Below are 22,561 nucleotides of genomic sequence, written 5' to 3'. Positions count from 1 at the left end.
GCATGCCGGTCGAGGCCATGGTCCAGATCGGCGCCAGGTCCTTCCTGCGCTACATGATCCAGCCCGTCCTCGACAGCTTCCACCGCGCCTTCCGAGAACAGTAACAGGGCTTTCAGGGAACCCGAGAAGAGGGTAAACGCCGCGCCATGGCCGCGACCGACACCATCATCTTCGCCGACGGCATGTCCGACATCGCGGTCGCCAACGGCGTCGCGCGCATCACCCTCGCCCAGAGCGGGAGCGAGGGGAAGTCGGTGCCGGTCGGGCAGCTCTGCGTGCCCGTCACGCAGCTCCCCGCGATCGCCAACGGCCTGATCCAGATGCTCCGGCAACTGGAGGCCAAGGCGAAGGAGCTGAAGGCGACGCAGGAGCCGGTGACCGCAGAGGCGCCGGCCCCCTCTGGCAGCTTCCGCTTCGGGAGCCACACCTGATCACGGCCGCGCCCTTGGCCGCGCCGGGACACGACAGCATGCTCGACCAACCCATCCCTTCCCCTCCCGGCACCGCGTCGCCGCATCGGGTCTTCGATGCCCAGCAGCCGGAGCGACTCAGTCGCGCCTTTGCCGACATACGCGAGGGTGTCGAGCGCTGGCGCCTCGCCTGGGCGCTGGCGCGGAGCGACATCCGCAACCGTTACCGTGGCTCCGTCCTCGGCCCACTCTGGCTCACGCTGTCGACTGCCATCATGCTGCTGGCGATGGGCTTCCTCTATTCGCGGCTGTTCAAGTTGGAGCTGGCGAACTACCTGCCCTGGCTCGCGGTCAGCCTAATCCTCTGGAACATGATCTCGCAGGTGGTGGGCGAGGCCTGCACCTGCCTCACGAGTGCGGAGGGCGTGGTGCAGCGTTTCCCGCTGCCCTATTCGCTCTATGCGATCCGCAGCGTGATGCGCAACATGCTGATCGCCGCCCACAACCTGCCGCTGATCGCCATCGTGCTGCTGATCTTCGGCGTGGCGCCGGGCTGGGGCCTGCTGCTGCTCCCATTCGGCCTGCTGCTGTTCACGATCAACGCGCTCTCGGTCTCGCTGCTGCTCGGCATGATCTGCGCGCGGTTCCGGGACGTCGGGCCGATCATGGGCAGCATCGTGCAGATCGCCTTCTTCGTCACGCCGATCATCTGGAAACCGGAGCTGATCGGGGAACATTCGGCGCTGCTGCTGCTGAACCCCTTTCATGCGGTCCTGGAATCGCTGCGGGCACCGATCATCGAACATGGCGGCAATGCCTATGCCTGGCTCTCGGCCTGCATCTACACGCTGATCCTCGCCGGCATCAGCGGCGCCTTCTTCGTGCGCTTCCGCGATCGCCTGGCCTTCTGGGTCTGACCGCCATGACGCTGATCTCGCTGCAGAACGTCGCCATCGAATTCCCCCTCTATCACTTCGGGGCGCGGTCCCTGAAGAAGCGGCTGCTGGCGCGGCTCAAGACCGATGATTCGAACCGCATCGTCGTCGCCGCGCTGCGCGACCTCAACATCGAGATCCGCAGCGGCGAGCGGGTCGGGCTGGTCGGCCACAACGGCGCCGGCAAGTCGACGCTGCTGCGCACCATGGCCGGCATCTACGCGCCGGTCGCGGGCCGGCTGGAGGTGCAGGGCAGCATCGGGTCGCTGATCGATCCCTCTGCCGGCATCGATCCCGAAGGGACGGGGATCGAGAACATCCGCCTGCACTGCCTCTACCGCGGCCTCGAACGCGAGGCGACCGATGCCTTCATCGAGGAGGTGAGCGCCTTCTCCGGCCTCGGCGAGTTCCTCGACGTGCCGGTGCGCGGCTATTCCGCCGGCATGAGCGTCCGCCTGTCCTTCGCGATGGCGACGGCGATGACGCCGGAAGTGCTGCTGATGGACGAGTGGTTCCTGGCCGGCGACGCCGATTTCATGGCGACCGCGGAAGCCAGGATGACCAGCCTGGTCGGCGGCGCCAAGATCCTGGTGCTGGCGAGCCATGACCACAACATCCTGCGCCGCTGGTGCAGCCGTATCATCCGCCTCGACCGCGGCCGCATCGTCGCCGACGGCCCGGTGGAGGACGTGCTGGGCCCGGCTGCGATGCCGCAGGCGGTGGCTTGACCGCCGCGCCCAGTCCCGGCGCGCTGGAGCGGTTTACGCGTCGCGGTGCTCGCTTCAACCACTCCAGCCCTTATTTGGCGAGCATCTTCACCCATTCAGGTGATTCCACCTGAATGGGATCTGCTCTCACCACCCATGTGCTCGACACCGCCGCCGGCCGCCCCGCCGCCGGGGTCCGGATCGAGCTCTGGCGGCTCGAGCCGGCGCCGGCGCTGGTCGCCGCGACGGTGACCAACGCCGATGGCCGCACCGGCGCGCCGCTGCTGCCGGCTGGGGATTTCCTGCCCGGAATCCACGAGCTGCGCTTCTTCATCGGTGACTATTTCGAGCTGCCGGCGCCGCGCTTCCTGGATGTCGTGCCGGTCCGCGTCACCCTGGCCGAAGGGCAGGGGCACTACCACGTGCCGCTGCTCTGCAGCCCCTGGGCCTATTCGACCTATCGGGGATCGTAAGCTACAGCGTCGGGCGCAGCAGTCCCGCCGGCTCGCTGACCCCGGCGCTGCCTGGGAAGGCGGCCATGACCGCCTGCTCGGGCAGGCCGAGATGCCCGCGCAGCAGCGCCTTGGCGACGCCGCGGAGATCGGCGGTCGGCGCCAGGTCGCGACGCTCCAGGAGTTGACCTTCGGCGAGGCCCGGCCAATCCGCGATCACCCGCCCGCCGGCGATCGCGCCGCCCAGCACGAAGGCGACGCCGCCGGTGCCGTGGTCGGTGCCGCCGCTGCCGTTCATCGCGGCGGTGCGGCCGAATTCGGTCATCACCAGCACCGCCGTCCGCGCCCAGGCAGCGCCCAGCGCCTCCCGCAGCCCGTCCAGCGCCTCGTCGAGCTGGCCGAGCGTCCCCGGCAGGCGCTGCCCCTGCGCGACATGCGTGTCCCAGCCACCCATGTCGAGCGCTGCGACCCGTGGCCCGTCGGGCGCCGCCAGCAGCCGCCCGGCGGCGCGGGCCAGCACCGCGGTCGGGTTCGGCGTGCGGCCGGCGCGGCCGGTCTCGCCGAGCGTGCGGGCATTGAAGTCACGCTGGGTCAGCCCGTCGCGCATCGCGGGGCCGAGCAGCGGATCGGCGTCGTTCAGCGCCGCGATCCGCGCCAGCAGGTCCGCCTCCGGCCGCGCCGTCACCGGCGGCGCATAGTTGCCGACCCGGGCGGGCCCCCGCATCAGCAGCGGGATCTCGGTACCGAGCGCGAGCCCCGCATGAGTCGCGCCATCCTCGGGCAGCGCCGCCAACGCCCGGTTCAGCCAGCCGCTGGCGCTCATGCCCTCGGCGCCGCCCTCCAGCAATGCCTGGGCATCGAAATGGCTGCGGGTGCGATAGGGGCCGGAGATGGCATGGAACACCACCGCCTGGTTCGCGGCATAGATCGCATGCAGCGCGGCGAGGCGCGGATGCAGGCCGAAGCGGCCGCCGAGATCGAGCGGCCCGTCCGGCCCGCCGGGCTCCCGCGGCGCGTCCGGGCGCAGCGCCGCATAGGCCGGGTCGCCATAGGGCGGCATCGCCGCGAGCCCATCCAGCGCGCCGCGCAGCAGCACCACGACCAGCCTGGCGTCGCCGGCGGCGCGGGCGAAGGCGATGCGCGCCGGCCCCAGGGCGGCGCCGGCGGCAAGGCCGAGCAGCAGGGGCCGGCGGCTCAGGACTGTGTTCATGGGCGCGATGTTCATGGGCGCGAAACTCATCGGCGCTGGAACTCCGGGCTGGTCAGCAGCAGGGTCAGCGCGTCGCGCGCCGATCCGGCGCGGGCGAGCTCGGCGAGCGTGGCCGGCGCCGCGAGCGGGCCCAGCAGCTCCGCTGCCAGGTCCCGCGCGTTCAGGCGGGCGAAGCGGCCGGCGACGCCATGCGCCCATTCCACGCGGCGCAGCATGGCCTCGGGCGCGGTCCAGGCCGGCGCCGTGTCCGGCCAGCCATCCGGCGCCGGCACCTGCCACAGCGGCTGGCCAAGCAGGCCCATCGCGAAGGGCACCGCCTGGCCGGGCGGCGGCGGCGAGCCGACCACGGGTGGTGGCGGCGAGCCGACCGCGCGCAGCACTGCCACCACATAATCCTGCGGCGAGCGCAGCTTGGAGAGCGGCGCCTCCCAGGCCTCCGGGGTGGCGACCAGGGCCGCGGAGGCGGCGCCGAGGTCGCCGCCAGTGTCGCGCAGCGCGCCTTCCACCCGCCTGATGGCGCGGGGCGGCGGGTCGTCGGCCACGAAATGCCGCACCAGCTTGGCCGCGATGTGGCCATGGGTGGCCGGGTGGTCGGCGAGGAAGCGCAGCGCCGCCCGCACCGCCGCCTCGCCGGCCTCGAAACGGCGGCCGAGCACCGTCTTCTCGCCGGGCTCATGCCGGTTCGGCAGGAAGACCGTGCCGCCGGGCGGTTGCGCGGCCCGCACCGTCCAGCCGGTCAGGATGCGCGCCATCTCCGTCACGTCCGCCTGGCTGTAGCCGGCGGCCGGTGACAGGGTGTGCAGCTCCATGAGCTCCCGCGCCAGGTTCTCGTTCAACCCGAGGCGGCCGCCCCGGCCGGCCCGGCTGTTGGGGCCGACGGACTGCGTGTTGTCGAGATAGGCGAGCATCGCCGGGTGCAGCACCGCGGCTTCCAGCAGGGTCGCGAAGGGGCCGGTGACATGCGGGCGGATCGCGGTGCGCAGCATGTGCCCGGCATGGGCGCCGACCACCGGGCCGCGCCTGGCGTTGATCGCGAAATGATTGGCCCAGAACGATGCCAGCCGCTCCCGGAAAGGTGTCTCGGTGGTCAGCAGCAGCGCCGCCTGTGCCCGCTGCTCGGCCTGTTCGAGGAGAATCGCCCGCGGCGGGCCAATCCGCGCCATGGCCTGCACCGGGGGCGGCTCGGCGGCGGCGGCGAGCGCCACCCGGTCATTCCGGTCCTCGGCGAAGGCGGCCGCGATTGCAGCGAAATCCGGGAGGTCCGGCGCTTCCTCCGGCAGCGGCGCGGCCTGCAGCTGGCCGGTCAGCCAGGCCTCGGGGTCGCCGGGCACCGGCTCGCCCGGCCGGCGCCCGAGCCCGAAGCGGATCGCGGCGATGGCGGCGCGGGGCTGCATGGCGCTAGGATACCAGCGGCTCGGGGCCGCGGTCCTGTGAGGAAACATTAAGGACCGTCACAAGATCTGAGTTCCGGCCGGGGCAGGGATGCGGCCGAATTGGCGGAGCCGGCTTGCAAAATGGTCGCGGACAGAGCATTTAGCGCGCCGACCGGACGATTCTGACTATGTGACCCTCTCGCGGCCGGCTCGGGCGAAAGCCAGGGCCCGGGCCCGTTCATGCTTATGGAGGCCCATCGTGGCGCGCACACCGCTCGACAAGATCCGCAATATCGGCATCACCGCACATATCGACGCGGGCAAGACGACCACGACTGAGCGGATCCTCTATTACACCGGCAAGTCGCACAAGATCGGTGAGGTCCACGACGGCAACACCACCACCGACTACATGGACCAGGAGCGCGAGCGGGGCATCACCATCACCTCCGCGGCCGTGACCGCGGTGTGGAACGACACCCGCATCAACGTCATCGACACCCCGGGCCACATCGACTTCAACATCGAGGTGAACCGGTCGCTGCGCGTGCTCGACGGCGCGGTCTTCATCATCGAGGGCGTGGCCGGCGTGCAGCCGCAGTCCGAGACCAACTGGCGCCTCGCGGACCGCTACAACGTCCCGCGCATCATCTTCATCAACAAGCTCGACCGCACCGGCGCCGATTTCTATCGCGCGGCCGCGACGCTGACCGAGAAGCTCGGCATCAACTGGATCGCCTTGCAGCTTCCGATCGGCATCGAGGATACCCTGAAGGGCATCGTCGACCTCGTCACGATGAAGGCGCTCATCTGGGAAGGCGACGATCTCGGCGCCCAGTACCATGAGGAGGAGATCCCCGCGGATCTCAAGGACAAGGCCGCCGAATACCGCCAGCTCCTGCTCGACACCGCGCTCTCCGTCGATGACGAGGGCATGGAAGAGTATTTCGACAAGGGCGACGTCTCGGTCGAGACCCTGAAGCGCGCGATCAAGAAGGGCACCATCTCCGGCGCCTTCCGCCCGGTCTTCTGTGGCTCCGCCTTCAAGAACAAGGGCGTGCAGCCTCTCCTTGATGGCGTCGTCGATTATCTGCCGAGCCCGGTCGACATTCCCGGCATCAAGGTGGCGCTCGAGGAAGGCCAGGAAGAGGCTGATAACCCCGACCGTCGCATCATCCCCGCGAAGGAGGATGCGCCCTTTGCCGGCCTCGCCTTCAAGATCATCAACGACAAATACGGCAACCTGACCTTCGTGCGCGTCTATGCCGGCGTGCTGAAGCAGGGCGACATGGTCATGAACACGACCAAGGGCCACCGGGAGCGCATCGGCCGCATGTTCCAGATGCATGCCGACAAGCGCGAAGAGATCAAGGAGGTCAACGCCGGCGACATCGCCGCCTTCGTCGGCCTGAAGGACACCGGCACCGGTGACACTCTGGCGTCGTCCGACGATCCGGTGGTGCTGGAGCGCATGGCCTTCCCGGTGCCGGTCATCGACATCAGCGTCGAGCCGAAGACCAAGGAAGGCGTCGAGAAGATGACGCTCGGCCTGCAGAAGCTGGCCGGCGAGGATCCCTCGCTCCGCCTCAAGACCGACCAGGAAACCGGCCAGACCATCCTGTCCGGCATGGGTGAGCTGCACCTCGAGATCATCATCGACCGCCTGCGCCGCGAGTATGGCGTGGACGCCAATATCGGCGCCCCGCAGGTTGCCTATCGCGAGACGATCACCAAGGCGCACACCGAGGTCTATACCCACAAGAAGCAGTCGGGCGGCTCGGGTCAGTACGCCGAGGTGAAGATCACCTTCGAGCCGAAGGAGCGGAACACGGGCATTGAATTCGTGAACGCGATCGTGGGCGGCTCGGTGCCGAAGGAATATATCCCGGCGGTCGACAAGGGCATCAAGGTCCAGGCCGACACCGGCGTGCTGGCCGGCTTCCCGACGGTCGACTTCAAGTACAGCCTGATCGACGGCAAGTACCACGACGTCGACTCGTCGGCACTGGCCTTCGAGATCGCCGCCAAGGCCTGCTTCCGCGAAGGCATGAAGAAGGCCGGCCCGGTGATCCTGGAGCCGATCATGGACGTCGAGGTGACGACGCCGCAGGACCATGTCGGCGATGTGGTCGGCGACCTGAACCGCCGCCGCGGCGTGATCCAGAACCAGGAGATGGCCGGCACCTCCGTGCTGGTGCGCGCGCATGTGCCGCTGAAGGAGATGTTCGGCTACATCTCCAACCTGCGCGGCATGACCAAGGGCCGCGCCTCCTTCTCCATGCAGTTCCACCACTACGATCCGGTGCCGCGCAACGTCGCGGAAGAGATCATGAAGGCCAGCGCCTGACACTGGCATTGCGGGAGGGCGCCGCCCTCCCGCATGGATCGCTTCGCAGGACGGCCGGCCCGGTTTCGGGCCGGCCGTCTTCGCGTTGACAGGGTATGCGTCGCCCCCCAGTCTGACGGCAGAGCGCTTCGGGGCGCCTCCTGTCCGCGGCAAGGGAGCCTGCTCCCACCCGATCGAAACGGCCCGACCTTTTCGAACCCTTCTTCCGGCCTGATTCAGCGGACGCCAGGCGAACGGAAGGAAGGACGCCCATGAGCCGCCGGCTCACCCCTGATTCCAGCCTCGAGACCTTGCGGAAGGAAGCCAAGCGCTGGCTCCGCGACCTGCGCGCCGGCGATGCCGAGGCGCGGCAGCGCCTGGCCGCGGCGCTGCCCGCCGCGCCCGCCATGCCTGGCCTCCGCGACGTGCAATGGGCACTGGCGCGCGAGCATGGCCTGCCGGGCTGGCCAGCGCTGCGGGAGGCGCTGGCCGATCTGGCGCTGGCGCGGCGCTCGCTGGCGGAGCAGGCCGAGATCCTGCTCCGCTCCGCCTGGGAGGGTGACCCGGTGGCGGCGGCGCGCCTCCTGGCGCGCTCTCCGGAGCTCCGGGCGCATAGCCTCTACACTTCCGTCGCGACCGGCGACCGTGCCGCGGTCGAACGTCGCCTCGCCACCGATCCGGCCGCGGCCGGCCGCAAGGGCGGGCCGCTCGGCTGGGAGCCGCTGCTCTACCTCGCCTATGCGCGGCTGCCGGGCGGGGATGCCGAGGCCCTGGCCATCGCGCGGATGCTGCTCGACCGCGGCGCCGATCCCAATGCCGGCTTCTCCGATGGCTGGGACAATCCCTTCACCGTCCTCACCGGCGTGATCGGCGAAGGCGAGGGCGACAAGCCGCCGCATCCGCAGGCGGCGGCGCTGGCCACGCTGCTGATCGAGCGCGGCGCCGATCCCTATGACACTCAGGCGCTCTACAACACCTCGATCACCCGTGACGACACCACCTGGCTGGAGTTTCTCTGGAGGCACTGCGAAAGCCGCGGCAGGACCGCGGACTGGCTCGCCGAGCCGTCGAAGCTCGGCGGACGGGTGCCGATGGCGGCCATCGACTACCTGCTCGGCAATGCCGTGGCCTACAACCATGTACGGCGCGCCGAATGGCTGCTGGCGCATGGCGCCAAGGCGGATGGCGTGCATGCCTATTCCGGATCCCCGCTGCGGGAGGAGGCGCTGACCTACGGCCATGCTGCCATGGCCAATCTGCTGGAGCGCCATGGCGCGGCCGCGGCGCCGCTGGAAGGTCTGGCGGGGTTCCGGGCGGCCTGCATGCGGCTCGACCGCGACGCCGCCCAGGCGCTCGCGGCGCAGCATCCCGAATGCCTGCAGGATGCCTGGACCATGCTGACCGCGGCGCGGCAGGGAAGGGCGGATGTCGTCGCGCTGCTGCTCGAACTCGGCGTCGATGTCGATGTCTGCGATGCGACGGAACAGCGCGGCCTGCACAATGCCGTCGCCAGCGGCGCCATGGAGGTGGCGAAGCTGCTGATCGCTGGAGGCGCCGACATCGACCGGCCGACCACGCAGTTTGGCGGCCCGCTCGGCTTCGCCGCGCATTTCGGTCGGCGCGACATGGCCGAGCTGCTGGCGCCGCTCAGTCGCGATGTGCTCGATCTCACCTGGCTCGGCATGACGGAGCGGCTGCGCGCGCTGCTGACTGCGGAACCGGGGCTCGCCAACCATGCCGATCCGCGCGCCGGTGTCACGCCGCTCTTCACCCTGCCCGATGACGAGGATATGGCGGTCGAGATGGCGGAGCTGCTGCTCGCGCATGGTGCCGACCCGTCCCTGACCAACAAGGACGGCCTGACCGCCGAGCAGGTCGCCCGCCGGCGCGGCCTGGTCGACGCCGCCGAGCTGATGCACGGCGGCGGCGCTGCGTCAGGATAGCGGACCGACGACCGGCGCGTGGGCTACTCACCTTCCCAGTAGTCCACGCCCTGGCCCTCCCGACCGATCACGGCGAAGCTCCGCGGCTTGCCATCGGCGCCGGGCGCGAGTTCGGCGAGGATCCCGTATTTGCCGCTGTCCGGATACTCGCAGATCTCGGGCGTCACTTTGGTGCTGATCGCGAGGTAGCGCAGCTCCTCCTCCCCCGTATTGATGATCTGGTGCGCGGTCTCGGGGCCGCCGGGCGGGCAGGCGATGACGTCGCCCTGGCGGATGGGGTGGGAGCTGTCGCCGATGCGGAGCGTGCCGGTACCCGCGAGTACGAAGAACATCTCCTCGTTCACCTGGTGATTGTGGAAGGGGAAGGCGCGCTTGCCGGGCGGCACCGCGGTCAGGTTGTAGCCGAGCTTCCGGGCGCCGATCCGCGCGCCGATGACGCCCATCCTGGCGTCGTAGCGCTCCGCCGCGGCGCCGGTTGGCGCGAAGTGCGGCGGGCGCGGCTCAGGGTCGATATCGGTGATGTTGATGATCGGGTGCGTCATGATGCTTGCCTCCTGCCGTGTGCGGATGCGCCGCCGTTACCAGAGGTTCTTCCCGTCGATGACGGAGACCGGCACCGCCTCGAGATCGAAGTCATCGAAGAGGCGCGCATTCACGCCAATCTTGGGGTTGCTGCGGTCGGGCCGGCCGGTCGACCAGTCGGGCGATTCCGAGAAGGTGCCGCAGCCGCAGACCGAGCAGAAATTATGCGCCACGAGCTTGGTCTGCCAGCGATAGGTGGCGACCTGCTCGTGCGGGGTGGTCAGCCGGAATTGCACGGGCGTGTAATAGGCCCAGAGCGCGCCGCGCTTCGAGCAGAGGGAGCAGGTGCAGCGCACGACCTGCTCCGGTGCCTCAGCGACCTCGAACCGCGTCGCGCCGCAGTGGCAGCTTCCCTTGATCGTCATCAGCACCCCCTCTCTGTCTGTGGATCAGTGTGTGAGGATACGCGCCCATACCTGTCAGTTTCTGTCAGGTTGGGGCATCATGCGCGCGTCATGCGGGCGAGCCGGCTGCTCTCCATACTCACCACCCTGCAGGCGCGCGGCCGGGTCACGGCCCAGGCGCTCGCCGATGACTGCGAGGTGTCGCTCCGGACCATCTATCGCGACATCGAGGCCCTGAGCGCCGCGGGCATCCCGGTCTACAGCGAGCGTGGGTCGGAGGGCGGCTACCGCCTGCTCGACGGCTATCGGGTCCGGCTGAACGGGCTGTCGCCGCAGGAGGCCGAGGCGCTGTTCCTGACCGGCCTCTCGGGCCCCGCCGCCGATCTCGGCCTCGGCGCGGTGATGGCGGCGGTGCAGGTGAAGCTGCTGGCGGCGCTGCCGCAGGAATTGCGGATGGGGGCCGAGCGGATGCGCGCGCGCTTCCATCTCGATGCCCCCGCCTGGTTCGGCGAGGCCGAGCAGCCGGCGCATCTGCCGGCGATCGCCGATGCGGTCTGGCGGCAACGCCCGATCCGGATCCGCTACCGGAGCTGGAAGGCGGAGAAGGAGCGGCGCGTCGAGCCGCTCGGCATCGTGCTCAAGAGCGGCGCCTGGTATCTCGCCGGCCAGGTGGAGGGCAGCGTGCGGACCTACCGCATTGCCCGCATCCTCGATCTCGCATCGCTCGACGGGCATTTCGAGCGGCCGCGGGATTTCGACCTGGCTGCCTTCTGGAAAGCAACGACCGAGCGCCTGGATGCCGAACTGCATCCGGGCACGGCGAAGCTCCGGCTGTCATCCTTGGGCGTGAAGCTGCTGGCGGCCTTCAGCTCCCCCTATGTCCGGGCGGGCACCCGGATCGAAGCGGCGGCGGATGCGGATGGCTGGCGCATCGCGACGCTGCCGATCGGCACGCTCTGGGAAGCAGTGGTCGATTGCCTGCGCCTTGGCGCGGAGGCGGAGGTGCTGGACCCGCCGGAACTGCGTGCGAAGATGGCCGAGGTCGCGGCCGGCATGACAGCGCTCTACCGCGAGCCGGGGGCCGGCAATGCATCGCGCGGGTGACGCTCCCGTCTCTGGCAGGTTGAACCGGGCCCGGCCCGTGTCCAAGCTGCGTCCGAGCAACATGCATCAACCGCAACACCGATCGCCGGCGGCTTGTTGGCCCCGGCCCGGAATGCACCCTGTGGGGCCGCGCCATGACCAGCCGGATCATCGTCACCGAGCCGTTCGACTATGTCGTCTTCGGCGGCACCGGCGACCTCGCCCGGCGCAAGCTCATGCCGGCGCTCTATCATCGCGATCTGGCCGGGCAGTTGCCGCCCAGCGCGCGGATCATCGGCGTTTCGCACCGGCCGGGCTCCACCGACGCCTATCGCGAGGAGATCGGCAAGGCGCTCACGGAAGCCAGCGCGCGCACCGATGATGCCCGCGCCGCGATCGACCGCTTCCTGCAGCGGCTGTTCCTGGTGACCGCGGATGGGCGCAGCGACGACGGCTGGGCCGAGCTGCGCGTCCTGTTGCAGGCGCGTCCCGACAGCATCCGCGCCTTCTATCTGGCGACCGCGCCCGATCTCTTCGACCAGATATGCCGCCGCATCGGCGCCCATGGGCTGGTGAGCGAGCGCGCCCGGCTGGTGGTGGAGAAGCCCTTCGGGACGGACTTCGCTTCGGCGCATGCGCTGAACGAGGCGATCGGCCACATCTTCCACGAAACCCAGATCTATCGCATCGACCATTATCTCGGGAAGGAGACGGTGCAGAATCTGCTCGCGCTGCGCTTCGCCAATGCGCTGTTCGAGCCGCTGTGGAATGCGGGCCACATCGACCATGTGCAGATCACGGTGGCCGAGGCCTTGGGCGTCGGGCAGCGGGTCGGGTACTACGACACCGCGGGCGCCATGCGCGACATGGTGCAGAACCATCTGATGCAACTGCTGTGCCTGGTCGGCATGGAGCCGCGCAGCGCGCGCGATGCCGATGCGCTGCGCGACGAGAAGCTGAAGGTGCTGCGCTCGCTGAAGCCCATTGATGGCAGCCTGGTGCCTGCGCTGACCGTGCGCGGCCAGTACCGCGCGGGCATGGCCGATGGCGCCGCGGTGCCGTCCTACCTGGAGGAGCTCGGCGAACGCGCGCAGCCGAGCCAGACCGAGACCTTCATCGCCCTGAAGGCGGAGATCGCCAATTGGCGCTGGGCCGGTGTCCCCTTTTATCTGCGCACCGGCAAGCGGCTGCCCGAACGGGTCTCGGAAATCGTCATCACCTTCCGCGCCATCCCGCATTCGGTCTTCGATGGCGCGGCCGGGCCGATCTCGCCCAACCGCCTGGTGATCCGGCTGCAGCCCGATGAAGGCATCAAGCTGGAGCTGATGATCAAGGATCCCGGGCCGGGCGGTATGCGGCTGCGCCAAGTGCCGCTCGACATGAGTTTCTCCGACACCTTCGGCGTACATGTGCCGGAGGCCTATGAGCGCCTGCTGCTGGATGTGATCCGCGGCGACCAGACGCTGTTCATGCGCCGCGACGAGGTCGAGGCGGCCTGGGGCTGGGTCGATCCGATCATCGCAGCGTGGCAGGCGAGCGGGGAACCGCCGCGGCCCTATCCGGCCGGCACCTGGGGCCCGTCGGCTGCGATCGCGTTGATCGAGCGCGATGGTCGTACCTGGCACGAGGACGGCGCGTAAGGGCCGCCCGGCGGCTCCGGATGGCCACGCGATCGTTCTGCCATTGTCATCCCACTGACCCTTGCCATGCGGTACCCGTCGCGGGTCACCGGCTGGGGAGCGCGCCATGAAGCCCGATCGCGATATCGACAAGATCTATCCGCTGCCTGACTTCATCGCGAAGCTGCGCCGTCTCGCCGATGCGCTCGAGGCGGACGAGCCCTTCGAGATTCAGATCGCCGGCGAGAGGATCTACGTGCCGGCGCGCGCGGTGGTCTCGATCGAGCATGAACGCGACGAAGGGCGTGAGGAGATCGAGTTCCAGGTGAGCTGGCGGAGCCGGGAAGCCTGAACAGATCCCGATCGCGTGGCCGCCGCAGGATGTCGGGTTTTCGTAGGGCCCGGCCGCCACACGGAGCGTGCCGCCGGTCGGCCGACTGACACGACGTGAGGTCAGGCAAGCGCGGGCGACGCCGACATCCATGATGTCGGCCGGCGCCGCCCGGCGGGCGCTGTCGGCGATGGAGCGTCACTGGCGCTGCCGGTAGCGGACGACACGTGTGCGCGAAGCGTTGGGCGGAGTGATTTCCATCACTGCGAGACAGTAGAGATTCCAGGAGACTGCATCAATCAGAGGGCGATTCATTCGGGAGCGTCGCGATGGTCGAACCATTCGATTCCGCAGGCGCCGCAATGTTCAGGACCACACTCGCGGAACTTGGCTTCACGATCGGCGGCTTTGCCAAATTCATGATCCGCAATGGCGACTGCCGGCCGGCATCGAACATCAAGCGCCGCCTGCGGCGAATGGCCACCGGCGAGGTCCATGTGAGCGGCGAGATGCACGTCATTCTCGGGATGCTGCGCAATGGCCGTGCAAGGGCCGTCAGGCGGGACGCGGAAATGCAGGAGTGCCCGCCACCGACCAATGAAGAAGCCTGTCGTGATATGGATTGATGGCGAAATGGGGCGCATAAAATAAATCCACTCTACCATAAGTAGAGTCGTGCGGCCTTTGGCTGACACCATTCCCGCACCGGAGGCAAGCGGCCGCCCATTGCACCTGCCGGCTGCCAACCGGCACTGGATCATTGCCCGAGAGGGGATTCATGCCGCGGAAATCACGTCTGCCGCGCCCTGAGCCAGGGATTCGCGCGGTTGGAGACGTATTGTCCGCCAACCAGGAATCGTATACCGATTTTCTTCGTCCGCCGGAGTTGGCGAGTGTCGCCGCTATTGATCTGCGTGGCTTGCGCCGGCGCGGCGGTGCCGGAAGTCCCTCTGTCTCAGCACCGCAGGGGTGGGCGACGGTAAGTGCCGATACGTCGACGGACAGCAGCCGATCAGCCTGCATCGCGCGCCGACCGCAGGCCGCGCGACGCCGCCTGGGAGGAATTGCGGCGCCTCTGGCGCAGGCTCGACCCGCAGGGGCGGAAGATGGTGCTGTGGTTCGCCCAGGAGATGGCCCGCCAGCCACAGGCGACATCCGCCGCCGGTCAGGTGCGGCAGGGGCCGGCGGCAGGCGCGGCCCAGGCGACCGGGCGCAAACGGCGGGCGGGTCCCGGGAAGGCCTGATCACGTGGAGGAGGCGCCCGGGTGCGATCAGCTCTCGCGGCTGCCCCTGCGTTTTCGGCGACGGCCCAAGCTGCTGCAACGTCGCGAACCGTGGCGATCCTCACGGCGACGACGCGTCCGGCTGTCAGATCGAAGACCAGATAGCTGCCGAACGGCGTCGCCGGGCCGCGGCAGCTACGCTGGAGCATGCTCGCTTGGAGACGGGCGCATCCGTGGCTCGGCGGCGAAGGGGCTGAGGCCGAGCCATTGCTGCATGGTCTTCGCGAGCTGGATGTCGCCGAGTAGCTCGAGGCGCCCTGCCGCGACCTCCCGCGGGACCGCCGAGATCCCCATCCAGATCGCCGTCATGCTCCGGAGCGAGCCGGTCACGAACAGGTCGACCTCGAAGCCCGGATCGAAGCTGCAGAGATCGACGGTGCCGCGATCCACCACCAGCCACCATTTGCGCCGGGCTTCGGAAAGCTCGGGGTACTGAAACTGTATCGTGCAGCGCTTCTCCGGCAGCGGCTTCGGATCGAGGTTCCGGCGCATGTCCCACATCAGCAGCGAAGGATCGAGGTTCTTCAGGGACAATTCGGATTCCACCCAGCGCTGGCCCCACTGGCCCATGCCGAGCACGATCGGGCGCAGATCCTCCCCCGCCTGGGACAGGCGGTATTCGGTCAACCCCCGGCCGTCCGGCCGCGCGACGATGACGCCGGCGCGCTCCAGCTCCTTGAGCCGCTTCGACAGCAGCGTCGGCGACATCCGGGGGACGCCGCGGCGCAGGTCATTGAAGCGGGTCGTGCCGCAGAGAAGCTCGCGGATCAGCAGCACCGTCCAGCGCGAGCACAGGATTTCCGAGGTCATCGCCACCGGACAGAACTGGCCGTAGCTGCCTTGATCGCCCATGGACCCCTCCGTCGCCGGACGCCCTCCGCATCATAGCGCCAAGCGGGCCGGGACAGGGGTCATATCGATACAGTTCCTGCACTGGTTGCGCCCGAAAGCACTTGCCACGGTCCCCCAAGGCCAGACCAAAAAGGGAGACGACCATGAGCGCCGCGGAAATGACCGGGACTATCGAGAGCAGCGCCGAAATCCTTGCCGACAGGGTGGGCCGGCTTGTGCCGATGCTGGCGGACCGGGCGGCGGAATTCGACGCGGCCGACGGCTTCGTCGCCGACAACTACGCCCTGCTGAAAGAGGCCGGGCTGATCGAAGCCGGGGTGCCGCAGGAGCTCGGCGGCATGGGCGCCGGGGTGCGGGATCTGGCGGAGATGCTGCGCCTGCTGGCGCATGGCTGCAGCTCGACGGCGCTCGCTTTCTCCATGCACACCCACCAGGTCGCGATCCCGGCCTGGCGCTGGCGTCACCAGAATGTGGCGGCCGTCGAGCCGCTGCTGCGCCGCGTCGCCAAGGACCGCATCATCCTGCTCTCCAGCGGCGGCTCCGACTGGATCGGCGGATCGGGCGAGGCGGTGAAGGTCGAAGGCGGCTATCGCATCTCCGGCAGGAAGGTCTTCTCCTCCGGCTCGCCGGCCGGCGACCTGCTGGTCACCGGCGCGATCCTGCGCGACGGCGCCGATGACAAGGTCATCCACTTCGCAGTGCCCATGAAGGCGCCGGAGGTCACGGTCCTGGACAACTGGCGCGCGCTCGGCATGCGCGGCACGGGATCGAACGACATCGTCATCGACGGGCTCTTCGTGCCGGACGCGCAGGTCGCCTTCCAGCGCAAGGCGGGCGAATGGCATCCGGTGTTCCAGATCATCGCCACCATCGCCTTTCCCTTGATCTACGCCGCCTATCTCGGCGTCGCCGAACATGCGCGGGACATCGCGATCGGGATCGCCACGCAGAAGCCGCCCAGCGAAGACCTGCTCCATTGTGCCGGCCGGATGGAGACGGCGCTGCGGGCGGCGCGGCTGGCCCATGGCTGGATGATCGACACGGTCGAGCGTAACGCGCCCTCGGCGGAGAGCGTCAACGACGTGATGACCGGGCGCGCCCTGCTGGCGGAGCATGCGATCCGGACCGTCGAGCTGGCGATGGAACTCGCGGGAGGCGCGGGCTTCCAGCGGAAGCATGGGCTCGAGCGGCTGTTCCGCGACATCCAGGGCGCGCGCTTCCATCCACTGCAGGCGGGTCCCCAGGCCCGCTATGCCGGTGCGATGGCGCTCGGCTTGCCGGTATCGCAGATCTTCTAAGGGAGCTCCCGTTCGGGTGGCATCGCCCGAACGGGATGCGCATTCAACCCGCCGTCGCGAGCGACGGCCCGCGCGGGCGGCCGAGCGCGAAGCCGATCTGCACCACGCCGGCGAGCAGGCCGAGCCCGACGCCAGCGCGCCAGGCGAGGTCATAGGAGCCGAGCGCGTCGAAGATCAGCCCGCCGCCATAGGCGCCGAGGAAGCTGCCGAGTTGATGCGACATGAAGGCGATGCCGCTGATCATCGCCTGCCAGCGCAGCCCGAACATCTCGGCGACCGATCCCGCGACCAGCGGCCCGACGCCGAGCCAGAGGAAGCCCATCACCGCCGCGAAGACTAGCGTGCTCGCCTCGCTCGGCGGCCAGGCGAAATAGGCGCCGAGCGCCAGCGAGCGCAGCAGGTAGATCAGGCCGAGCAGCGCCTGCTTGTTCCAGCGCCCGCCGGCCCAGCCGAAGAACAGGCTGCCGAGCACGTTGAAGCCGCCGATCACGCCGAGCGCCTCGGCGCTCAGCATCGGGTCCATGCCGCAGATGGTCAGGTAGCTCGGCAGATGCGTGGTCAGGAAGATGAGCTGCATGCCGCAGACGAAATAGGCCGTCGTCATCACGACGAAGGCCGGCGTGCCGAGCGCGATCCGCGCTGCTGCCGCCGCGCCGCCCGATGCGGCAGCCGGGATCGCCTCGCCGCGCCCGGCTTCCGGTATCGGCACCCGATCGGCGCCGCCGGCCACCCAGGCCGCCGGCAGCATCAGCATGGCAAGGGCCGCGAAGCCGAGGATGCCGGCACGCCAGCCATGATCCTCGGCCAGGATCTGGCCGAGTGGCGCCGCGAGCAGCGATCCGAGCGAGCCGACGGCGGAGATGATGCCGAGCGTCGTGCTGCGCAGCGCCGCCGGCACCACCCGCGTGCCGACCGCGAGCGCGATGGCGATCGCCGAGCAGGCCAGCGACAGGCCGATCAGCAGGCCGGCACCCAGCACCACGCTGACCTGGCCCTGCGCGCCTGCCAGCAGCAGGAGGCCCGCCGCATGCGCGGCGGCACCAAAGACCATGACCGGCCGGAAGCCGAGGCGCACCACCAGCGCACCCGCGACCGGCTGCAGGAAGCCCCAGGCGAGGTTCTGCACGGCGATCGCCAGCGTGAAATCGGCGATGCTGATGCCGATGTCGCGGGTCAGCGGCTGCACGAAGATGCCGAGGCTCTGCCGCAGCCCCATGCCGATGCTCAGCATCAGCGACGCCCCGATCAGGATGGGAAGCACCGGCCGCAAGGCCGCCAACTTGCTCATGTGCATCCTTCCCTATCCGCTTGGGTGAAGGCCCTTGTTTATACCGGTCTGTGTTGGCATGTTTTCTCCATAAGGCCATAGAGTCAATACTAATTACACAGATCGGTGTATCAATGAAACTGCCCTCGGCGAAGCTCCCGATGAAGCAGCGGATCCTCGAGACCGCGGACCGGCTGTTCTATGGCCGCGGCATCCGCGCAGTCGGCGTCGACACCGTCGCGGCGGAGATCGGGATCAGCAAGCGCACGCTTTACAACCACTTCCCGTCGAAGGACGCACTGGTGCTCGCCTATCTCGAGCGGCGCCTGCAGCCGCTGCCGGATTCCGACCGGCCGCCGCTCGAGCAGATCCTCGGCACCTTCGACCGGCTGGGGCGCAGCTTCGGGACGGCGGAGTTCCGCGGCTGCGCCTTCGTCAACGCGGTAGCCGAGCTCGGCGAGGAGAGCGCGGCGGTGCGTGACCTCGCGATCGAGTTCAAGGAAGCACGCCGGCTCTGGTTCCGCGGGCTGCTCGACCGCCTCGGCATCGCGGACCCCGATGGGCTGGCGACGCAGCTTGCGCTGCTGGTCGATGGCGCCATTGCCGCATTTCTGGTGCGTCGCGATCCCGCCATGGCGCTTGCCGCCAAGGATGCCGCGATGGCGCTGCTGGCTCAGGCCGGCGCGCGGCAGGCGCCCGCCGACCGGTAGCTGCCGGCGCGGCAGCGCCGATGCCCTGACGCATGCGGGCTGTTCCCCCCGGAACATCGTCCCGGCCGCCGCCGTCGCCATGGTGCCGCCGCCCTGCGTTCCAGCCGGGCGGCGACAGCGAAGGATGCCAGCCATGGCAACGGACACCTCTTCCCGGCAGGCGCGCATGCGGCCGGCCGGTCCTCTCGACGGCCCTGAGGCGATGCCGCTCTTCGAGGCTGCGACTGTCCCGGTCGCCGCGGACGCGGCCGCCCCCGGCGGTATCGTGACCCGGGCTGTCACGGGCAGCTTCGCCAACGGCATCCTGACGCTGCTCGGCGACAGCCAGGACAATGCGGTGACCGTCAGCCGCAATGCGGCGGGGCAGATCCTGTCCAATGTCCCGGTCGCCGGGGCGCCGACCGTCGCGAACACCAGCCTGATCCAGGTCTTCGGCCAGGGCGGCAATGATGTCATCACCCTGGACGAGAGCAATGGCGCGCTGCCAAGGGCCAACCTGTTCGGCGGCGCGGGCAATGACACGATCACCGGCGGTTCGGGCGGCGACCAGCTCTTCGGGCAGTCCGGCAATGACGTGCTGCTCGGCAAGGGCGGCGTCGACTTCCTCTTCGGTGGCGACGGCGACGACGTGCTGACCGGCGGCGATGCCGACGATCAGATGTTCGGCGAAGCCGGCAATGACCGCATCATCTGGAATCCCGGCGACGACACCGACCTCGCCGAAGGCGGCAGCGGGACCGACACGCTGGAGGTCAATGGTGGCAATGGCGCAGAGAATTTCGCACTGACCACCAACGGCACCCGCTTGCGGGCGGACCGGCTGGATCCGGCGCCCTTCAGCATCGATGCCGGCACCATGGAGAAAGTGGTGATCAACGCCAATGGTGGCGATGACGTGGTGAATGCCAGCGCCCTCGCGGCGGCTTCCGCCACGCTCACCATCGATGGTGGCACCGGCAATGACACGATCACCGGAAGCCGGGGCGCGGATCTGCTCCTCGGCGGCGACGGCAACGACCTGGTGACCGGGGGCGATGGCAATGACGTCGCGCTGCTCGGCGCCGGTGATGATGGCTTCGTCTGGAATCCGGGCGACGACAATGACGTGGTCGAAGGCCAGGACGGTGTCGACCGGCTGATCTTCAACGGTGCCAATATCGGCGAGAGCATGGACATCTCCGCCAATGGCGGGCGCGCGCGCCTGTTCCGCGACGTCGCGGCGGTCACCATGGACCTCGATGACGTCGAGCGCATCGACATCGCGGCCTTGGGCGGTGCCGACAAGTTCCAGGTCGGCGACCTCTCCGGCACCGACGTCACCCAGGTGAACATCAATCTGGCGGGCACGCTGGGCGGCAGCACCGCGGACGGCCAGGTGGATCAGGTGACGATCGCCGCGACCAACGGCAATGACGCGGTCGATGTGGTGGGGGCCGGCGCCAGCCTGATCGTCACCGGCCTCGCGGCGGCGGTCAGCCTGTTCAATGTGGATGCCGGTACGGATGCGCTCCTGCTGAACATGGGCGCGGGCAACGATGTGATCAGCGCGGCGACGCTGCCGGCCGGTTCCGTCAAGCTCACCATCGACGGCGGTGCCGGCAATGACACGATCACCGGCGGGCAGGGCGCGGACGTGCTGCTTGGCGGCGATGGCAACGACCTGGTGATCGGCGACGACGGCGATGACATCGCGCTGCTCGGCGCCGGCGACGACGATTTCGTCTGGAACCCCGGTGACGACAACGACGTCGTCGAGGGGCAGGCCGGCTTCGACCGGCTGATCTTCAATGGCGCCAATATCGGCGAGACCATGAGCATCTCGGCGGTCGGCGAGCGCGCCCGCCTGTTCCGCGACGTCGCCGCGGTGACGATGGACCTCAACGATGTCGAGCGCATCGACATCGCGGCGCTCGGCGGCGCGGACCAGTTCCAGGTCGGCGACCTGTCCGGCACGGATGTGAAGCTGGTGCGCATCGCGCTGGCGGGTGTGCTGGGCGGCGCTGCGGGCGACGGCGCCGCGGACAAAGTGACGGTCTCCGGTACCGCCGGCATCGACCAGATCGATGTCGACGCCCTCGGGACCCAGGCCAGTGTGACCGGCCTCGCCGCAACGACCATCCTGGCCGAGGCGGAGGGCGCGAATGACCAGCTCGTCATCGCGGCGGGAGCAGGGGCGGATGTGATCGACGCCAGCGGCGTCGCGGCGGGGGCCATTCGCCTCGTGGTCGAGGCTGGCGCCGGGAACGACATCATCCTCGGCGGCGCCGGCGGTGATCTGGTGCTGGGCGGCGATGGCAACGACATTGCCCTGATGGGGGCCGGCGACGATACCTTCGTCTGGAACCCGGGCGATGACAACGACGTGGTCGAGGGTCAGGCTGGCTTCGACACGTTGGTGTTCAACGGCGCCAACGTCAACGAGACCATCAATCTCTCCGCCAATGGCGGGCGTGTCCTGCTGTTCCGCGACATCGCTGCCGTGACGATGGATCTCAATGATGTCGAGGCCACGCGCGTGGCGACCCTCGGCGGCGCCGACACGGTGACAGTCGGCGATCTCTCGGGCACCGACCTCGCGAAGCTCACCATCGATCTCGCGGGCACGCCCGGCAGCACGGTCGGGGATGGCGCGAGGGATACCGTCGTGATCAATGCGACCAATGGCGACGACGCCATCACCCTGTCGCTGGTGAATGGCGACCTGGTGGTGGATGGGTTGGCGACGCAGGTGGTGATCGCGCATTTCGACCTCAACGACACCATCCAGATCCTCGGTCTCGGCGGTGAAGACGTGATCGATGCCTCCGGCCTCGGCGCCAACGGCCCGAGCCTGGTGATCGATGGCGGCGCCGGGAACGACCTGATGTTCGGCGGCGGCGGTGCCGATGTTGTCCTCGGCGGCGATGGCGATGACGTTGTGCTGGGCGGCGGCGGCGCGGATGTGCTGCTCGGCGGCATCGGCGCCGACGTGTTGGATGGCCAGGCCGGCGATGACGTCCTCGATGGCGGCATTGGCGACGACGTCCTGATCGGCGGTCTCGGGAGCGACATCCTGCTCAGCGGCGGCGGCACCGACATCTTCATCAACTGAGGCAGTCCGTGCGGGGGTGACCTGATCGCCCCCGCATGCCTGGACCGGCCGGACCGCGGGGCGCCGGCCCTTTCCGCTGCAAATTTCTGCTGCACGAATTACCACTGCAAAGGAGGGGCCATGTCCCTGCATCGGCGCTTCCTGTCCACACTGCTGCTCTCCGCGGCCTTGCCACCCCGGGCTCTCGCATCGGTCCGCATGCGGGTGGGCGAGGTCTCGGAAGTGACGGGCGAGGCGACGGCCCATTTCCCGGATGCCGCGCCGCGCGCACTGGCGCCGGCATCGGTGCTGCTGCGGCAGGACCTGATCACCACGGGCCGCGCGGCGCGGCTGGTGGGGCGGCTTGAGGGCGGCATCGAGTTCCGGCTTGGCGAGCGGGCCAGCCTGCGCGTCGATGCGCTCACATCGCATGGCCCGCGCGCTGGTACAGTTCTCCGGATCTTCGACGGGCCGGTGCTGCTCGATCGGCATCCGGGCGGGGGCCATGGCACGGCCCCGCCGATCATCCTGAACTTTCCCTGGGGCCGCATCGGCGTGCGCGGCACGCGCTTCTTCGCGGGGCCGCTCGACGGGCGGCACGCCGTCTTTGTCTTCCGCGGTCTGGTGGCGGTGGAGAGTGGCGGCGGCGCGGTGCTGCTCCGGGAAGGGGAGGGTGCGGAGATCCGAGGGCAGGGCGCGCCGCCTGGCCCGGTTTCCCGATGGACCCGCGCGCGCATCGATCGCGCCCTGGCGCTGGTGGCTTGAC

The 22,561-nt window shown here is 69.2% G+C and carries 20 protein-coding genes; 14 read left to right on the top strand and 6 right to left on the bottom strand.

All coding sequences use genetic code 11. The annotated features are described in order from the left end of the window. Positions 1 to 146 precede the first annotated feature (146 nt). From GXW71_RS19890 to uraH, 4 genes are all read left to right on the top strand, one after another. Positions 147 to 431 (top strand): hypothetical protein, encoded by a 285-nt coding sequence (locus tag GXW71_RS19890; protein ID WP_211854343.1) that lies wholly within the window; start codon positions 147 to 149, stop codon positions 429 to 431. A 38-nt stretch (positions 432 to 469) separates the two neighbouring features. Continuing rightward, positions 470 to 1,327, top strand: a complete 858-nt coding sequence (locus GXW71_RS19885) for an ABC transporter permease (RefSeq protein WP_211854342.1) — start codon at positions 470 to 472, stop codon at positions 1,325 to 1,327. 5 nt (positions 1,328 to 1,332) lie between these two features. Continuing rightward, positions 1,333 to 2,073 (top strand): ABC transporter ATP-binding protein, encoded by a 741-nt coding sequence (locus GXW71_RS19880; RefSeq protein WP_211854341.1) that lies wholly within the window; start codon positions 1,333 to 1,335, stop codon positions 2,071 to 2,073. A gap of 113 nt (positions 2,074 to 2,186) precedes the next feature. Further along, on the top strand, positions 2,187 to 2,525 hold the full coding sequence (gene uraH / locus GXW71_RS19875; protein WP_211854339.1) for a hydroxyisourate hydrolase: 339 nt from the start codon (positions 2,187 to 2,189) through the stop codon (positions 2,523 to 2,525). A gap of 1 nt (position 2,526) precedes the next feature. Here uraH and GXW71_RS19870 read toward each other — a convergent pair whose 3' ends face one another. Together GXW71_RS19870 and GXW71_RS19865 are read right to left on the bottom strand one after the other, a co-directional pair. Continuing rightward, positions 2,527 to 3,714 carry a DUF1501 domain-containing protein gene (locus tag GXW71_RS19870; protein ID WP_211854337.1) on the bottom strand — a complete coding sequence of 396 codons (1,188 nt, stop codon included), beginning with the start codon at positions 3,712 to 3,714 and terminating at the stop codon, positions 2,527 to 2,529. Positions 3,715 to 3,740: 26 nt separating this feature from the next. After that, entirely contained in the window at positions 3,741 to 5,108 is a 1,368-nt protein-coding gene (locus tag GXW71_RS19865) for a DUF1800 domain-containing protein (RefSeq protein ID WP_211854336.1), read from the bottom strand. Positions 5,109 to 5,346: 238 nt separating this feature from the next. On the opposite strand from GXW71_RS19865, the gene fusA reads away from it, so the two are divergent. Beyond that, complete coding sequence (gene fusA / locus GXW71_RS19860) at positions 5,347 to 7,434, top strand: elongation factor G (protein WP_211854357.1); 2,088 nt, start codon at positions 5,347 to 5,349, stop codon at positions 7,432 to 7,434. A 251-nt stretch (positions 7,435 to 7,685) separates the two neighbouring features. Further along, positions 7,686 to 9,356, top strand: coding sequence for an ankyrin repeat domain-containing protein (locus tag GXW71_RS19855; protein ID WP_211854335.1), 1,671 nt, complete (start codon positions 7,686 to 7,688; stop codon positions 9,354 to 9,356). Between the two features lie 23 nt (positions 9,357 to 9,379). Here the strand turns inward: GXW71_RS19855 and GXW71_RS19850 are convergent, their stop codons facing one another. Then, positions 9,380 to 9,898, bottom strand: a complete 519-nt coding sequence (locus GXW71_RS19850) for a cupin domain-containing protein (protein WP_211854334.1) — start codon at positions 9,896 to 9,898, stop codon at positions 9,380 to 9,382. 36 nt (positions 9,899 to 9,934) lie between these two features. Further along, on the bottom strand, positions 9,935 to 10,303 hold the full coding sequence (locus GXW71_RS19845; RefSeq protein WP_211854333.1) for a GFA family protein: 369 nt from the start codon (positions 10,301 to 10,303) through the stop codon (positions 9,935 to 9,937). 90 nt (positions 10,304 to 10,393) lie between these two features. Here GXW71_RS19845 and GXW71_RS19840 point away from each other — a divergent pair, with 90 nt between their 5' ends. From GXW71_RS19840 to GXW71_RS19825, 4 genes are all read left to right on the top strand, one after another. Beyond that, a complete protein-coding gene (locus tag GXW71_RS19840) occupies positions 10,394 to 11,386 on the top strand; it encodes a helix-turn-helix transcriptional regulator (protein WP_211854332.1) in 993 nt (330 codons plus the stop codon). A gap of 134 nt (positions 11,387 to 11,520) precedes the next feature. Next, positions 11,521 to 13,005: a glucose-6-phosphate dehydrogenase gene (gene zwf / locus GXW71_RS19835; protein WP_211854330.1), complete on the top strand. Its 1,485-nt coding sequence runs from the start codon at positions 11,521 to 11,523 to the stop codon at positions 13,003 to 13,005. 106 nt (positions 13,006 to 13,111) lie between these two features. Next, positions 13,112 to 13,336 (top strand): amphi-Trp domain-containing protein, encoded by a 225-nt coding sequence (locus GXW71_RS19830; protein WP_211854329.1) that lies wholly within the window; start codon positions 13,112 to 13,114, stop codon positions 13,334 to 13,336. A 308-nt stretch (positions 13,337 to 13,644) separates the two neighbouring features. Continuing rightward, the gene (locus GXW71_RS19825; protein WP_211854328.1) at positions 13,645 to 13,941 is read left to right on the top strand and encodes a hypothetical protein; all 297 of its coding nucleotides are present in this window, start codon (positions 13,645 to 13,647) and stop codon (positions 13,939 to 13,941) included. A gap of 792 nt (positions 13,942 to 14,733) precedes the next feature. Here GXW71_RS19825 and GXW71_RS19820 read toward each other — a convergent pair. Beyond that, entirely contained in the window at positions 14,734 to 15,450 is a 717-nt protein-coding gene (locus GXW71_RS19820) for a winged helix-turn-helix transcriptional regulator (RefSeq protein ID WP_211854327.1), read from the bottom strand. A gap of 143 nt (positions 15,451 to 15,593) precedes the next feature. On the opposite strand from GXW71_RS19820, the gene GXW71_RS19815 reads away from it, so the two are divergent. Then, positions 15,594 to 16,748: an acyl-CoA dehydrogenase family protein gene (locus tag GXW71_RS19815; RefSeq protein WP_211854326.1), complete on the top strand. Its 1,155-nt coding sequence runs from the start codon at positions 15,594 to 15,596 to the stop codon at positions 16,746 to 16,748. Between the two features lie 43 nt (positions 16,749 to 16,791). Here GXW71_RS19815 and GXW71_RS19810 read toward each other — a convergent pair whose 3' ends face one another. Continuing rightward, on the bottom strand, positions 16,792 to 18,036 hold the full coding sequence (locus GXW71_RS19810) for an MFS transporter (RefSeq protein ID WP_211854325.1): 1,245 nt from the start codon (positions 18,034 to 18,036) through the stop codon (positions 16,792 to 16,794). Positions 18,037 to 18,176: 140 nt separating this feature from the next. Here GXW71_RS19810 and GXW71_RS19805 point away from each other — a divergent pair, with 140 nt between their 5' ends. The 3 genes from GXW71_RS19805 (at position 18,177) to GXW71_RS19795 (ending at position 22,560) form a co-directional block, all read left to right on the top strand. Continuing rightward, positions 18,177 to 18,725: a TetR/AcrR family transcriptional regulator gene (locus tag GXW71_RS19805; RefSeq protein WP_211854324.1), complete on the top strand. Its 549-nt coding sequence runs from the start codon at positions 18,177 to 18,179 to the stop codon at positions 18,723 to 18,725. A 133-nt stretch (positions 18,726 to 18,858) separates the two neighbouring features. Then, entirely contained in the window at positions 18,859 to 21,816 is a 2,958-nt protein-coding gene (locus GXW71_RS19800; RefSeq protein WP_211854322.1) for a beta strand repeat-containing protein, read from the top strand. A 120-nt stretch (positions 21,817 to 21,936) separates the two neighbouring features. Beyond that, a complete protein-coding gene (locus GXW71_RS19795; RefSeq protein ID WP_211854320.1) occupies positions 21,937 to 22,560 on the top strand; it encodes a FecR family protein in 624 nt (207 codons plus the stop codon). Position 22,561: the final 1 nt, after the last annotated feature.

This window comes from Plastoroseomonas hellenica (assembly GCF_018129085.1).
Lineage (GTDB): Bacteria > Pseudomonadota > Alphaproteobacteria > Acetobacterales > Acetobacteraceae > Plastoroseomonas > Plastoroseomonas hellenica.
The sequence above is the reverse complement of the archived record's forward strand: the minus strand, read 5'-3'. Positions and strand labels throughout refer to the sequence as shown.

Excerpts from the sequence above, each read along its gene's own strand:
- GXW71_RS19850 (WP_211854334.1), bottom strand. The coding sequence starts at position 9,898 with ATGACGCACCCGATCATCAACATCACCGATATCGACCCTGAGCCGCGC.
- GXW71_RS19805 (WP_211854324.1), top strand. The coding sequence starts at position 18,177 with ATGAAGCAGCGGATCCTCGAGACCGCGGACCGGCTGTTCTATGGCCGC.
- GXW71_RS19840 (WP_211854332.1), top strand. The coding sequence starts at position 10,394 with ATGCGGGCGAGCCGGCTGCTCTCCATACTCACCACCCTGCAGGCGCGC.
- GXW71_RS19795 (WP_211854320.1), top strand. The coding sequence starts at position 21,937 with ATGTCCCTGCATCGGCGCTTCCTGTCCACACTGCTGCTCTCCGCGGCC.
- GXW71_RS19800 (WP_211854322.1), top strand. The coding sequence starts at position 18,859 with ATGGCAACGGACACCTCTTCCCGGCAGGCGCGCATGCGGCCGGCCGGT.
- GXW71_RS19885 (WP_211854342.1), top strand. The coding sequence starts at position 470 with ATGCTCGACCAACCCATCCCTTCCCCTCCCGGCACCGCGTCGCCGCAT.
- GXW71_RS19815 (WP_211854326.1), top strand. The coding sequence starts at position 15,594 with ATGAGCGCCGCGGAAATGACCGGGACTATCGAGAGCAGCGCCGAAATC.
- GXW71_RS19890 (WP_211854343.1), top strand. The coding sequence starts at position 147 with ATGGCCGCGACCGACACCATCATCTTCGCCGACGGCATGTCCGACATC.
- GXW71_RS19810 (WP_211854325.1), bottom strand. The coding sequence starts at position 18,036 with ATGAGCAAGTTGGCGGCCTTGCGGCCGGTGCTTCCCATCCTGATCGGG.
- GXW71_RS19845 (WP_211854333.1), bottom strand. The coding sequence starts at position 10,303 with ATGACGATCAAGGGAAGCTGCCACTGCGGCGCGACGCGGTTCGAGGTC.
- GXW71_RS19830 (WP_211854329.1), top strand. The coding sequence starts at position 13,112 with ATGAAGCCCGATCGCGATATCGACAAGATCTATCCGCTGCCTGACTTC.
- GXW71_RS19825 (WP_211854328.1), top strand. The coding sequence starts at position 13,645 with ATGGTCGAACCATTCGATTCCGCAGGCGCCGCAATGTTCAGGACCACA.
- GXW71_RS19870 (WP_211854337.1), bottom strand. The coding sequence starts at position 3,714 with ATGAACACAGTCCTGAGCCGCCGGCCCCTGCTGCTCGGCCTTGCCGCC.
- GXW71_RS19855 (WP_211854335.1), top strand. The coding sequence starts at position 7,686 with ATGAGCCGCCGGCTCACCCCTGATTCCAGCCTCGAGACCTTGCGGAAG.
- GXW71_RS19880 (WP_211854341.1), top strand. The coding sequence starts at position 1,333 with ATGACGCTGATCTCGCTGCAGAACGTCGCCATCGAATTCCCCCTCTAT.
- GXW71_RS19820 (WP_211854327.1), bottom strand. The coding sequence starts at position 15,450 with ATGGGCGATCAAGGCAGCTACGGCCAGTTCTGTCCGGTGGCGATGACC.
- uraH (WP_211854339.1), top strand. The coding sequence starts at position 2,187 with ATGGGATCTGCTCTCACCACCCATGTGCTCGACACCGCCGCCGGCCGC.
- zwf (WP_211854330.1), top strand. The coding sequence starts at position 11,521 with ATGACCAGCCGGATCATCGTCACCGAGCCGTTCGACTATGTCGTCTTC.
- GXW71_RS19865 (WP_211854336.1), bottom strand. The coding sequence starts at position 5,108 with ATGCAGCCCCGCGCCGCCATCGCCGCGATCCGCTTCGGGCTCGGGCGC.